We start from the raw sequence: 12972 nt of genomic DNA, 5'->3' as shown, positions 1-12972 counted from the left end.
CCGCGCTAACAATTAAGCGGTTAGTACACGTTCAGGAGGCCTCCCCGTTGAAAACCAAAGGCGCCCTGATCTGGGATCTCAACGAACCCTGGGTGATCGACGAGATCGAGATCGGCGATCCCCGCCCCGGCGAGGTGACGGTCCAGTTGGAGACGGCCGGGTTGTGCCACTCCGACCACCACCTGCTGACCGGTGACTTCCCCATCCCCTGCTTCCCGGTGCTCGGCGGGCACGAGGGCGCCGGGATCATCACCGAGGTCGGCGACGGCGTCGAGCACCTAGCCGTCGGCGACCACGTGGTCATGTCGTTCATCCCCTCCTGCGGCAAGTGCACGCCGTGCCAGACCGGGCTGCGCAACCTGTGCGACCTGGGCATGGGATTGCTGTCGGGTCAATCGGTGTTCGACGGATCGTTTCGGGTCACCGCGCGGGGCCGCGACGTCATCCCGATGTCACTGCTGGGGACGTTCGCGCCGTACGCGGTGGTGCACCAGACCTCGGTGGTCAAAATCGATCCCGCGATCCCGTTCGACGTGGCCTGCCTGGTGGGCTGCGGGGTGACCACCGGCTACGGCTCGGCGGTGCGCAGCGCGGCGGTCGCACCGGGTGAGGACGTCGCTGTCATCGGCATCGGCGGCGTCGGCGTCGCGGCGCTGCAGGGCGCCCGCATCGCCGGGGCCCGACGGATATTCGCCGTCGATCCCTACGAATGGAAGCGCGAGCAGGCGCTCAAGTTCGGCGCCACAGCGGCTTTCGCGGACGTGGGCAACGCCGCGGCCGGCATTGCCGAGGCGACGCGAGGCATGATGTGCCGCAAGGTAATCGTCACCGTGGGCCACGTGGAGGGCAAAGACGTCGAGTCGTGGATGGGGCTGACGGCCAAGGGCGGAGTATGTTGCCTCACCGGCATGGCCAGCGTGATGGCCAACGATGTCACCCTCAACCTCGCCGGGCTCTCGCTGCTGCAGAAGAGCTTGCAGGGCAGCATTTTTGGTGGCGGCAATCCCCAGTACGACATCCCGGCGATCCTCGAGTTGTACAAGCTAGGGCAGCTCAATCTCGACGACATGGTCACGCGCGAGTACACCCTCGAGCATATCAACGACGGCTATCGCGACATGCTCGAGGGGCGCAACATTCGCGGCATCATCCGCTACACCGACGCCGACCGCGCGTAGGCAGTGGCCGCCATGGGCACAATGTCTCCATGACAACGAGACCCCTCGCCGGCCCTGACGCCACCCAGCAACTCGCCTTCCGCGTCGCGGCGATGCTGCTCGGCATCGGCACCCTGCACTTCGTGGCGCCCAAACCGTTCGACTCGATCATCCCCGTCGAACTGCCCGGCAGCCCGCGGCTGTACACCTACGGGTCGGGAGTGGCCGAGCTGGCGATCGGGGCGCTGCTGGTGCCGCGACGCACCCGGCGAACCGCCGCGCTGGCCGCCGTCGCCCTGTTCGTCGGGGTCTTCCCGGGCAACGTCAACATGGTCCGGTTGTGGTGGGACAAGCCGTGGGCGATGCGGATCGTCGCCCTGGCCCGGCTGCCGCTGCAGATTCCCATGATCACCACCGCGCTCAGGATCCGGCGCGAGAGCTGACGCGCGCGTCTCGGCATCACCGCTTGTTGACCACGGCCGTCACGTAGGGAGCTTTGGCGCCGCCCGGGGAGGATGACCGCAAATGCCCACCTCCGAGCGACAACCGCGCGGGGTGGTCCGGTGTTGGGCCGGTGTCCCGCCGCTCCCGCTCGGATTGTCGCTCGGAGGTGGGCATTTCGTCTGTCGCCCGGCGGAGGGACGCGTGTTGCGCCTGTGACCACTGCGCCACGAAGCCGGCGCGACGGCCAAAGATCAGGTCAGGGGCGAGCCGACCCGGTGGGCGGTGCCGTCGGGATCGACATAGGCGAACTCCCGCAATCCGTAGGGCGTGTCCTGCGGCGCGATCAAGCGGCCCTCGAGATTCTCCAGCGCGGACCACTCGGCGTGCAGCGCGTCGGCGTCGCTGACGTAGAAGTACACGCTCGCGGCGGTGCGCAACGGGTCGTGTTCGTCCCACTCGGTGAGGTGCAGCGACACCGACCCGCGGTCGACGAAGCCGTAGCGGTCCGGGCCGTCGTATGCGCGGGCGTCGAACCCGAGCCGCCGGTAGCGGTCCAGGGCGACATCGAGATTCCGAACGGGGACGATCGGCGCGACGGACGCGAAGTTCACTGCGGACACCCCGCGAAGATAGCGCTTCGCGCCGAACCGGCGCGCCGCGGCCAGTGCTGTCGTATGCTCCACCGCAAACGACCCCTGAGGAGTCGGCTCAAGCAGGAAGGGCACCCACCATGCGCCAGCTAACTGCCGCCGTCGCCGTCGCCGGGCTACTGGTCGCCGGGTGCGGTGACAGCAGCGCAGGCGACACCGCGGCGTCGTCGAGCACGACCACCACGGCGTCGCCCAAGACTCCCCTCGCGAAGGCCGCGCTGCCCGACCTGATGCTCAGCCCCGACGACATCGACAGCGCGCTGGGCACCCGGGGAACGACGAGCGACCCGCCGTTCACCAACCTCGGCGAGGACCCGGTGCACCGCACCGACTACACCTTTCCGCCCGAATGCAAGTACACGATCCATGCCGGGTTGGTGTCCGAATACGCCGACAGCGGAAGCACCGGCGTGTACGGCTACCACGACATTGCACCGACGCCTCCCCGCGGCAACCAATTGGAAAGCCCCGACGTCTACCAGTTCGTGGTGTTGTATCCCTCCCCCGAGCAGGCGAACGCCTTCTTCTCCACGTCATCTCAGCGCTGGCCCGCCTGCGCCAACCGCCAGGACACCGTCCCCGCCGACGGCACCCACCCCGAGCTTCAGTGGAAGGTGGGGCAGGTGTCCAACGCCAATGGGGTGCTGAGCACGTCGGTGATCGTGACCGTCAACGGGGACGGCACGAACGTCACGATGCCCTGTCAGCGGGCGCTGACCGCCCGCCGCAACGTCGTCATCGACGTCGACGTGTGCCGCAAGGATGTCGGGGACCTCGGCGTCAACATCGCCAATCAGATCGCCGCGAAGGTCGACAAACAGTAGCGGATTCCGCTGCTCGGCGGCCCCGATAGCCTTCCGCCGTAACGCTATTGGCGGTGCCGTATCCGCCGCGCCACCTCGCCGTAGCGCTCGAAGCGGTCCTGGTCGGCCACGGAGTTGTACATCACCAAACGCGTTGCCATGCCGGCGTATTTGTCGGTCAACGCGTCGGCCAGGCCGTCCCAGCTGGACTCGGTGGCGAAGACGGCGATGTGGTCGTCGCTGACCTGGGCGGCCATGCCGGCGAAGTCTCCGGCCTTTTGTTTCTCCCGGATCCGGGCGGTCGTGCCCTCGAAACCGGCCTCGTCCCAGATGAACGCGTAGTTGGGCGTGCTTCCGTAGAACGCCATGCTGGCGCGCACGACTTCGCGCTGCTTGTCGCGCTCCTCGTCGCTGTCACCGACGATCGTCATGACGGGCACGATGATCGCGAGGTCCGACACCGAACGCCCGGCCTTGGCCGCCCCTTCGGCGACCGTCGGCAGGACGTGGCGGGCCAGGTATCCCGGTTCGCCGATCGGGTGGACGTGCACCCCGTCGGCCACCTCGCCGGCCATCCGCAGCATCCACGGATTCACCGCCGCGATATCGACTTTCGGGTCGGGAGCGCCGATGGGTCCCGGGCTCCACTGCGGGGTGATGAAGTCGAGATCGTAGAAGTCGCCGTGGTGGTCGAGCGTCCCGGAGCGAAAGGCCGCGAAACACGCCTTCACGGCGAGCAGGTAGTCACGCAGCCGCGGCCCGGGCCGTTCGAAGGCCGTGCCGTAGCGCCGCACGACGTGGGTGCGCACCTGAGTTCCCAAACCCAGCCGGAACTTTCCCTCGGTCGCTTCCTGCAGTTCCCACGCCGCGGCGGCGGTGACGAAGGGGCTGCGCGGGAACGCCACCGCGACACCCGTGGACAGCTCGAGACCGGGCGCGGCCTGCGACGCGACCGCAGCGTTCAGGTAGGCGGTGCGGCCCGTCTCGGTGAACAACAAACCGGAGAAGCCGGCGGATTGGGTCCGGCGGGCAAGTTCGCCGATTTGAGCGAGCGGCTGGGGCGTCGTCATCGCGTCGACATGCATGGTGGGAGCCTACGTGGCCGACCGCGCGCGACGATCGTTGATTCAGCGCTTCGTCGGCCGTCGGCTCACCGGGGCGGTAAAGCCTTCGGTGTCATCGAAGAAGGCCCACTGCCCGTCGTCGTTGACCTCCATGCGCCAGCCCAGCTCGGTGTTGCCGCCGACCGAGTGGACGAACCATGCGTGCGCGGCCTCGGCGTTGGCGAAATTCTTCGTCGCGACCACCCGCCCATGCGGGTCGATGACGCGGAACTCAGCCATGGGACCTAATTATCCCCACCCGCGGCGTTTCAATCCGAAAAACTTCGGCATCCGCCGCCCAAGCCCGGCCTACACCGTGCGGGCCAACCGATCGGCCAGCATCTCGGCAAACCGCGCCGGATCGTCGAGCGCGCCGCCCTCGGCGAGAAGCGCTGTGCCGTAGAGCAATTCGGCGGTCTCGGCGATGGACGGGTCGTCGCTGCGGTCCTGGTGTGCCTGGCGAAGGCCCGTGACCAGCGGGTGGTTCGGATTGAGTTCGAGGATCCGCTTGCCCACCGGGATGTCCTGCCCCGAGGCGCGGTAGAGGCGCGCGAGCGCGGGCGTGATCCCGAACGCGTCGGTGATCAGGCAGGCGGGCGAGTCGGTGAGCCGAGTGGAGAGCCGAACCTCCTTGACGTGATCGGCGAGGGTGTCCTTCATCCAGGCGAGCAAATCGGCGAATTCCTTCTGCTGCTCTTCGCGCTCGGCCTCGCTCTCGTCGCCCTCGGCGCTCAGGTCCACCTCGCCCTTGGCGATCGACTGCAGCGGCTTGCCGTCGAATTCGGTCACCGTTCCCACCCAGACCTCGTCGACCGGGTCGGTGAGCAGCAGCACCTCGTAGCCCTTGGCTTTGAACGCCTCGAGGTGCGGCGACTTCAGGATCTGCTGACGCGTCTCCCCCGTGGCGTAGAAGATCTGCGTCTGGCCGTCCTTCATGCGCTCCACGTACTGGGCGAGCGTGGTGGCTTCCTCCTCGCTGTGCGTCGAGGCGAACGAGGAGATCTGCAGCAGCGTCTCCTGGTTGTCGAAGTCCGACAGCAGACCTTCCTTGACGACCCGGCCGAATTGGGTCCAGAAGGTCCGATAGTCGTCGGGGCGCTCGGACTGCAGATCCTTGATGGTGGACAGGACCTTCTTCGTCAACCGTCGCCGGATGGCTTTGATCTGCCGATCCTGTTGCAGGATCTCGCGAGAAACGTTGAGCGACATGTCCTGCGCGTCGACCACACCCTTGACGAAGCGCAGGTATTCGGGCATGAGCTGATCGCAGTCGCCCATGATGAACACGCGCTTGACGTAGAGCTGGATGCCGGTCTGGGCGTCGCGGTTGAACAGATCGAACGGCGCGTGCGACGGAATGAACAGCAGCGCCTGGTATTCGAAGGTGCCTTCGGCCTTCATCGCAATGACCTCGAGCGGGTCGTCCCAGGCGTGCGCGATGTGCTTGTAGAACTCCTTGTATTCCTCCTCGGAGACCTCGTCTTTGGGCCTGGCCCACAGGGCCTTCATCGAGTTGAGGGTCTCGGTCTCGATGGTGACGGTCTCCTCGCCGCCCTCCTCGCTGGCCGGTTCCCGGCGCTCGACCTGCATGCGGATGGGCCAGGCGATGAAGTCGGAGTACTTCTTGACCAGACCCCGGAGCTTGAACTCCGAGGTGTAGTCGTGCAGCTCGTCCTCGGCGTCTTCGGGCTTGAGGTGCAGGATGACCGACGTCCCCTGCGGCGCATCGTCGATCGATTCGATCGTGTACGTGCCCTCGCCGCTCGATTCCCATTTGGTGGCGTCGCTCTCGCCGGCCTTACGGGTCAGCAGCTCGACCTTGTCGGCCACCATGAAGCTCGAATAGAAGCCGATGCCGAACTGGCCGATGAGTTCCTCCGACGCGGCCTCGTTCTTGGCGTTCTTGGCCTCGCGGAGTTGCTGGCGCAGCTCGGCGGTGCCCGACTTGGCCAGCGTCCCGATCAGGTCGACCACTTCGGCGCGGGTCATGCCGATGCCGTTGTCGCGGATGGTCAGGGTGCGCGCCTGGTGGTCGACGTCGATCTCGATGTGCAGGTCGGAGGTGTCGACGTCGAGGTCCTTGTTGCGGAACGCTTCGAGCCGCAGCTTGTCCAACGCGTCGGAGGCGTTGGAGATCAGCTCCCGCAGGAACGAGTCCTTGTTGGAGTAGACGGAGTGGACCATCAGATCCAGCAGTTGCCGAGCCTCTGCCTGAAACTCCAACTGCTCGACGCGCGCGTTCATGACTTCTCCTATATCTCCTTTCCAGGGCCGGACGGTCTCAAATTTACCGAGCCGCCGGCCGTCGGTGTGTGGTGGACCCGTCCTCTTCGGGGGTGACCGGCTCTACGCTGAACCCATGTCTGTTGCTCAACGCGAACGCGCCGCCCTGGTGGACACCATGCGCGAGGTCGGTCCGGACGCTCCCACCCTGTGCGAGGGCTGGACGACGCGGGACCTGGCCGCCCACCTGATGATCCGGGAGTATCGGCCCGACGCCGCCCCGGGCATCCTGATCCCGTTCTTCGCCTCCCACACCGCCAAGGTGCAAAACCAGGTGAGCGAGCGAAACGAGTGGGACGAGCTGGTCGGCAAGGTCGCCGCCGGCCCGCCGGTCTACTCCCCGCTCAAGCTGCTCGACCCGGTCGCCAACGTCGCCGAGATGTTCATCCATCACGAGGACGTGCGCCGCGCGCAGCCGGGCTGGCAGCCGCGCGCGCTGGAGCCCGCGCTGAGCACGATGCTGCGCCGCACCCTGCCGCTGATGGCCCGGATGACGCTCGCCAAGGTGCCCGCCCGGGTGGCGCTGCGCACCCCGGAGGGCAAGACGTTGCTCACCGCCGGTCAGGGTCCGGCGGTCACGGTGACCGGCGCGCCCGCCGAGCTGTTGCTGTTCTCCGTCGGGCGCGCGGCGCAGGTCGAGTTCGACGGCGACGCCGCGGCGGTGCAGGCGGTTCGCGACGCGCCCAAGGGGTTATAGCATCGCGCCGCGGGCGTAACGCCACGGCGAAAAATTCAGCGGAATCTCGCCGTGGCGTTACACGTGCGCGAATAGGGAAGGTCACCCAAACGCCGCGCGCAGGTCCTTTTTGATCACCTTGCCGAATTGATTGCGCGGGAGCGTGTCGACGACCACGAGATGTTCGGGGTGCTTGTAACGGCTCAGCCCCCGCGATTGGCAGTGTTGCACAAGGGATTCCAGCGTCACACCGTCGGCGGTGGCGGGCACCACGACGGCGCAGACGCGTTCGCCGGTGCGCGGGTCGGGGATCCCGATGACGGCGACGTCGGCGACGGCGGGATGGGTCGCGAGCGCATTCTCGATCTCGAGGGCGGAGATGTTCTCCGCGTTTCGGATGATCGCGTCTTTGGTGCGACCGGTGACGCGGACGTTGCCGTCCGCATCGATCAGGCCGAGATCGCCTGTGCGCAGCCACCCGTCGTTGTCGAAAGCCTCGGCGTCCAGCGAAGGATCGGCGTAACCGAGGAAACATTGGGGGCCCTTGAGTCGCAGCTCCCCCTCCTGGCCGGCGCCCAGTTCGACCTCGTAGTTGTCGACCACGCGAACCTTGACCCCGGGCACCGGCGGGCCGACGGTGTGGTCGAGCACCTCCGGCGGGGCGGTCAGGGGCGGCGAAGTCGCACACGGAAACTCGGTCATCCCCCACGCGTTGGCGATCCCGGCGATGCCGAAGGTCTCCCGGACCTGCCGTCCGAGTTCGGCGGTGATGGGCGCGCCTCCCGCCAGGCCACCCCGCACGGACGGAAACAACGGCCGATCACCGTGGGCGCGTTGGGCTTCCAGGAACGCCACGAAGAACGGGGTGGCGGTGCCCAGGAACGTCGGGTTGTGGGCGGCGATGGCCAGCGGCGTCGTCGCGGGGTCGAACGACGCGAACAGCGCCAGCCGCATGCCGGTCAGCAGGGCCGTCGCCAGCATCGCCGCCCCGCCGATGTGAGCGATCGGGAAGGCGATGGGGTCCACGTCGCTGCTCGTGGCCCCGACCATGCCCACCACCCCCGCCGAGCCGGCGATGACCGAGGTATCGGTGTGGCGGATCCCTTTGGGGTCCGCGGTGGTCCCGGAGGAGTAGTAGACCCAGCGGGCGTCGTCGGCCGATCGTGGGGGCGCGGGCAGGGATCCGTGGTGGGCGCCGGGCAGCCGCAGCCCGCCGGACGGAGGCGTTTCCAGGTCGAGGGTGATGACCTCAAAACCCTTGTCCCGCGCCAACTCGCGGGCCAGGCCGCCATGGTCGAAGCCGCGCCAAACATCTGGTGCCACAAGGAATTCGGTGTTCAACTGGCCGGTGATGAAGCCGACTTCGCTCTCGCGCAGCAACGGGATGATCGGGTTTTGCACCGCGCCCAGCCGGGCCAGCGCGGACATCACCACCAGGGTTTCCAGGGTGGTGGGCAGCTGCCAGGACACCACGGTCCCCGCGCGGACACCCCGTTCGGCGAAGGCGGCGGCAGTGGCGCACGCGGCGTCGTGGAGCTGGCGTGCGGTCAGGCTGCGACCGTGCTCGTCGGCGAGAAGCGGCCGGTTCGATCCACGTTGCGCCGCATCGGCAATCAACGCCCAGAACGTGCCGGCGCCAGCCAACGTCAGCGCACCGTCGGGTCGGTGGAGGGCGGGCGAAATCCCGAGTGCGCGACGGCGACCGACACACCGGTGCCGATCGGGCCCTTCTCGTCGACAAGTACCGCGGAGCCGCTGGCCACCCCGTCGTGGCTGTGATGCATGAGGGAAGCCAGCCCGATGTGCGGTCCCTCGGGCAGCCGGGTCAGCGTCAGCGTGTAGTCGACGTTGATGAATTCCAGGGAGTTGGTGCCCCAGTTGGCGATCGAGGCCGTGATGTCGCCCGCCATCGCGGCGCGGGTGAAGGCGGACAGCGGTTCGTCGTCGATCAACGGGCGGTTCTCGTGCAACCAGGTGTATTTCGGGCCATCGGTCTGGGGCCAATCCGGCTCGGGGTTCTGCACCTCCGAGCCCCAGCCGTAGGTGCGCATGAAAAGCGTCGGGGAAGTCTCACCCAGCGGCATCGGCGGCATCTGTACCGGCGGTGACCAGATGTGTCCGTCGGGCTGGGGACCGCGCCGCACGAACAGCGCGCTGGCCTGTGCCACGGGGGCGCCGTCCTGGATGATGACGGCCTCGACCAGCCGCAAACGCCGCCGGTCCTGGCGCACCTCGGTGTGCACCTCGAGCGGTTTGAGCGCCGTCGGCCGGGGCAGGTCGACGGTGAGCCGCGCGGGTTGCAGGTGCGCGTCCGGCGCGGCCCGCTCGACCGCCCACGCCAAGAGTCCGCCGACGACGTGGCCGCTGAGCGATGGGCCCCAGCCGCCGCGCGCGATTTGTGTTGGTACGAAATGTTTTTCGTCGCGCACGAAATACGGCGCCGGTTCCGCCCATTGGGCTTCATCCGGAACGAAATTGGGTTCGGCCACTGCATGACCCTTCGCGTGAGGGGATCGCGGAACCCTGCTGAGATCCGCAACGGTGAATGTTACAGTTGCGCTTCCAGTCGCTGGATGCGCACCGTGCCGGTCAGTCGATGGCGGCGCCCACCAGGTGACCGATCACGTAGGTGACCGTCAGTGCGAGGCTGCCCCCGATGGCGTTGCGCAGCACCGCGCGAAGCTTTGGCGCCCCGCCCAGGCCGGCCGAGACCGCTCCGGTGACCACCAGCGCCATCAGCACCGCCACCATGGTGACGGGGATCCGCCACGTGGTCGGCGGGGCCAGAATGGCGATCAACGGCAGCAGGGCGCCGATCGCGAAGGACAGGGCCGACGACGATGCCGCCTGCCACGGATTCGTCAGCTCCTCGGGATTGATGCCGAGTTCGACCTCGGCATGGGCCAGCAACGGATTCTGATCGGTGAGTTCCTCTGCCACGGTGCGCGCGGTGGCGGCCGTGAGGCCTTTCGCTTCATAGAGTTCGGCGAGCTCGTCCAGTTCGGCGGCCGGATCGTCGCGCAATTCGCGACGCTCCTGGCGCAGCAACGCACTTTCCGTGTCGCGTTGGGTGCTGACGGATACGTATTCGCCGAGGGCCATCGACACCGCTCCGGCGACCAGCGCGGCGCTTCCGGCGGTCAAGATCGGCGCTCGCAGGGTCGTTGCCGCCGCAACCCCGACGACGATGCCCGCGGTGGAGACGATCCCGTCGTTGGCGCCCAGCACGCCCGCGCGCAGCCAATTCAGCTTCGAGGACACCGATCCGACATGCGGTTCGGCCGGATGTGACGTAGTCGACACGGCGGCAACGATATAGAGGAAAACCCTGGCCGACTAGCCAACCTAGCCTTGCCAAACCGGTGCGTTTCGATGCCCCGCCCAAGCATTGCATGGGCCAGACACAGCTAGTCCATAGGGAAGCTATCTAGCGTCTGGGTTGTGTAGGGGGAGGTTCCGAGCACATCCCTAGTTGAAGAAGTCCCTAGTGGATAGGTGAAGCACCATGAAGTTGAAGCAGCTTGTCGGAGGGGTGACCATCGCCGGCGCGCTCAGCGCTGCGGCCCTGGGAATGGGCGCCGGGTTTGCCAACGCCGCGCCGGGCGGTCCGCCGCCCGGTCCCGGTGGTCATGGCGCACCGCAACCCGGGGGCTTCCACGCCCCGACCGGGCCCAACGATCCCGGCGGACCCGGTGGTCCTGGCGGTCCCGGTGGTCCTGGTGGTCCGCCCGGGGGCCCGGGTGGACCCGGTAATCCCGGTGGGCCTGGCGGGCCTGGCGGGCCGGGTGGACCCGGCGGTCCCGGTCCCGATCACCCCGGCGGTCCGGGCGGTCCCGGCGGCCCCGGTCCCGATCACCCGGGTGGACCCGGTGGTCCGGGCGGACCCGGTGGCCCGGGTGGCCCGTGGCACGGCGATGACCAGCGCGGCTACTTCCACGGCGCCCCGTGGGGCGACGGGCCCGGCCCGTGGGGCCCGGGCGCGCCGCCGCGGCCGGCGTGGGATCGACCGCTCCCCCCGCCCGGCGGTCACTGGGTTTACGGCCCGATCGACTACTGGGGCTACCAGGAAACGCCGTACTGGAACCCTCGTTTCAACCAGTGGGGATTCGACTTCTTCGGGGTCTGGATTCCGCTGTAAAGATCGCTGAACGCGATGCCCGCCTCGCCGATCGGCGAGGCGGGCATCGTCGTTTAATGCGTTGGCGGCGAACGCTTCCGCGGTTCGACGCGAGTTTCAGCGTTTGGTGCCGACGGTCAACAGGTCGGACACGAGGCGGGTCCAGACCGGCCGCGGGATCCGGTGCTGATCGCTGATCACGAACCCGGCGTCTTCGAACAGCGCCCGCATCTCGGGCGCCGACGTGTTGTGTTGCGGCTTCCACCGGTTCTGCGCGGAAGACTGCAGCCGCGGTTGCCGCGTGCTCAGGGCCGACACGGCCACCAGGCCGCCGGGCGCGAGCACGCGATGGAATTCGCGCAGCGCCGCGGGCTGATCGAAGAAGTGGAACGCCGAGGTCGTCACGACCGCGTCGAGCGCACCGTCGTCGAAGGGAAGCTGTTCGGCCGGGCCGCGCAACCACTGCACCCGATCCGATTTGGCCCGGGCCTGGTTGAGCATGCCGTCGGACATGTCGACGCCATAGATCACGTCGGGATTCAGTTCACGCTGGATCCGGTCACTGAGAATCCCTGTGCCGCAGGCGATATCAGCGATCTTTCGCGCCCCGTGATTGCGCAGCTGCGCGATCACCTCATTGTGCGGCGGCCGGTATACCCACTGCTGCAGGAACGGCAGGTCGTAGGCCGGCGCGAGGAAGGTCCACATCCGGGTGACGGCTTCGTTGAGCCCGCGGCGCTGCGGTGCGGTCACTTGGCCAGCACCGAGCTGAAGTAGACGGTGTCGGCCACCGAGACCGAGTCGTTGGTCTGCGGGATCGAGTCCAGGCCGAAGTCCGCCAGCAGCTCACTCATCTGGACGCCGACCGAGCGCCAGCCCAGGTTGTCGAGGTACGCGGCGACGTCGCTGCGCTCGCCCTGGTAGCCGAGATCACCGAATTCCAGGTCGAAGCCGTGCTCACGCCATTTCGCGGTGGCCCTGCGCATCATTTCCTGAGCCTTCTCGGTGTCTACCTCGGACATGTCCGGAATAGCTTCGCACGCCAGCCGGCTGCCCTCGGCGCTGAGTGCGGTGATGTTGTCCAGCAGGCGGTCCTGCGCCTCGGGCGGCAGATAACCGAAGAGCCCTTCCGCAATCCACGCCGTGGGCCGGCTCTTGTCGAATCCCGCGTCCGCCAAGGCTTTTGGCCAATCGCTGCGCAGATCGACGGGGACCGTGCGCAGCTCGGCCTGCGGGGCGGCGCCCAGCTCTGCCAGGGTGGCGGCCTTGAATTCGATCACCTGCGGCTGGTCGATCTCGAACACCGTCATGTCGGCGGGCCAGGGCAGCCGGTAGGCGCGTGCGTCCAGGCCGGACGCCAAAATCACCGCCTGCCGGATCCCGGCCTGCGTCGCGGCCTGGAAGAACGAGTCGAAGAAGCGGGTGCGGGCGGCCATCGCGGCGGGCATGTGTTCGAGCTTCCAGCCGGACTCGTGGTCGTCGACATCGGCGGCGACCAGGTCGCCGGAGACCCAGCGCGTGAAGAAGTCCACGCCGACGGCACGGACCAGGGGCTCGGCGAATCGGTCCTCGATCAGCGGGTTGTCGGCGTTGGTCGCGATCGCCCGGGCGGCCGCCACCATCGTGGCGGTCGCACCCACACTGGTCGCAAGGTCCCAGGTGTCGTCGTCTGTGCGTGGCATGCGGCTGTTGTCCCCCTCGGAATCGGATTACTTAGCCGGTATAACGACCGGCGGGCG

14 protein-coding genes are annotated in these 12972 nt (G+C 67.8%); 5 read left to right on the top strand and 9 right to left on the bottom strand.

What is annotated here, in order from left to right; genetic code table 11:
* The first annotated feature begins 47 nt into the window (after positions 1-47).
* On the top strand, positions 48-1178 hold the full coding sequence (locus tag OCU_RS35265) for an NDMA-dependent alcohol dehydrogenase (RefSeq protein ID WP_014379861.1): 1131 nt from the start codon (positions 48-50) through the stop codon (positions 1176-1178).
* Between the two features lie 29 nt (positions 1179-1207).
* Entirely contained in the window at positions 1208-1600 is a 393-nt protein-coding gene (locus tag OCU_RS35260) for a DoxX family protein (protein WP_014379860.1), read from the top strand.
* Positions 1601-1852: 252 nt separating this feature from the next.
* On the opposite strand, the gene OCU_RS35255 is transcribed toward OCU_RS35260, so the two are convergent.
* Complete coding sequence (locus OCU_RS35255; protein WP_014711398.1) at positions 1853-2212, bottom strand: bleomycin resistance protein; 360 nt, start codon at positions 2210-2212, stop codon at positions 1853-1855.
* A 119-nt stretch (positions 2213-2331) separates the two neighbouring features.
* Here OCU_RS35255 and OCU_RS35250 point away from each other — a divergent pair, with 119 nt between their 5' ends.
* On the top strand, positions 2332-3075 hold the full coding sequence (locus OCU_RS35250) for a sensor domain-containing protein (RefSeq protein WP_014379859.1): 744 nt from the start codon (positions 2332-2334) through the stop codon (positions 3073-3075).
* Between the two features lie 44 nt (positions 3076-3119).
* On the opposite strand, the gene OCU_RS35245 is transcribed toward OCU_RS35250, so the two are convergent.
* From OCU_RS35245 to htpG, 3 genes are all read right to left on the bottom strand, one after another.
* A complete protein-coding gene (locus OCU_RS35245) occupies positions 3120-4139 on the bottom strand; it encodes a TIGR03617 family F420-dependent LLM class oxidoreductase (RefSeq protein WP_014379858.1) in 1020 nt (339 codons plus the stop codon).
* 42 nt (positions 4140-4181) lie between these two features.
* Positions 4182-4397 (bottom strand): hypothetical protein, encoded by a 216-nt coding sequence (locus OCU_RS35240; RefSeq protein WP_008255723.1) that lies wholly within the window; start codon positions 4395-4397, stop codon positions 4182-4184.
* Between the two features lie 69 nt (positions 4398-4466).
* On the bottom strand, positions 4467-6401 hold the full coding sequence (htpG, locus tag OCU_RS35235; protein ID WP_008255722.1) for a molecular chaperone HtpG: 1935 nt from the start codon (positions 6399-6401) through the stop codon (positions 4467-4469).
* Positions 6402-6516: 115 nt separating this feature from the next.
* On the opposite strand from htpG, the gene OCU_RS35230 reads away from it, so the two are divergent.
* Positions 6517-7137 carry a TIGR03085 family metal-binding protein gene (locus tag OCU_RS35230; RefSeq protein ID WP_009952304.1) on the top strand — a complete coding sequence of 207 codons (621 nt, stop codon included), beginning with the start codon at positions 6517-6519 and terminating at the stop codon, positions 7135-7137.
* Positions 7138-7218: 81 nt separating this feature from the next.
* Here the strand turns inward: OCU_RS35230 and OCU_RS35225 are convergent, their stop codons facing one another.
* The 3 genes from OCU_RS35225 to OCU_RS35215 all read right to left on the bottom strand — a co-directional run bounded on the left by OCU_RS35225 (position 7219) and on the right by OCU_RS35215 (position 10419).
* Positions 7219-8760, bottom strand: a complete 1542-nt coding sequence (locus tag OCU_RS35225; RefSeq protein ID WP_014379857.1) for a class I adenylate-forming enzyme family protein — start codon at positions 8758-8760, stop codon at positions 7219-7221.
* 2 nt (positions 8761-8762) lie between these two features.
* Positions 8763-9605 carry a thioesterase family protein gene (locus OCU_RS35220; protein WP_014379856.1) on the bottom strand — a complete coding sequence of 281 codons (843 nt, stop codon included), beginning with the start codon at positions 9603-9605 and terminating at the stop codon, positions 8763-8765.
* Positions 9606-9705: 100 nt separating this feature from the next.
* On the bottom strand, positions 9706-10419 hold the full coding sequence (locus OCU_RS35215; protein ID WP_014379855.1) for a VIT1/CCC1 transporter family protein: 714 nt from the start codon (positions 10417-10419) through the stop codon (positions 9706-9708).
* 202 nt (positions 10420-10621) lie between these two features.
* Here OCU_RS35215 and OCU_RS51655 point away from each other — a divergent pair, with 202 nt between their 5' ends.
* The gene (locus OCU_RS51655; protein WP_014379854.1) at positions 10622-11254 is read left to right on the top strand and encodes a hypothetical protein; all 633 of its coding nucleotides are present in this window, start codon (positions 10622-10624) and stop codon (positions 11252-11254) included.
* A 96-nt stretch (positions 11255-11350) separates the two neighbouring features.
* Here OCU_RS51655 and OCU_RS35205 read toward each other — a convergent pair whose 3' ends face one another.
* Both OCU_RS35205 and OCU_RS35200 read right to left on the bottom strand, forming a co-directional pair.
* Entirely contained in the window at positions 11351-11986 is a 636-nt protein-coding gene (locus OCU_RS35205) for a class I SAM-dependent methyltransferase (protein ID WP_009957746.1), read from the bottom strand.
* Positions 11983-12915, bottom strand: a complete 933-nt coding sequence (locus tag OCU_RS35200; protein WP_014379853.1) for an SAM-dependent methyltransferase — start codon at positions 12913-12915, stop codon at positions 11983-11985. The genes OCU_RS35205 and OCU_RS35200 overlap by 4 nt, the downstream gene beginning before the upstream one ends.
* Between the last annotated feature and the right edge of the window lie 57 nt (positions 12916-12972).

The sequence above is a fragment of the Mycobacterium intracellulare ATCC 13950 genome, assembly GCF_000277125.1.
Classification (GTDB): Bacteria; Actinomycetota; Actinomycetes; order Mycobacteriales; family Mycobacteriaceae; genus Mycobacterium; species Mycobacterium intracellulare.
Note: the sequence above shows the minus strand (reverse complement) of the source record. Positions and strands in the feature narration are given on the sequence as shown.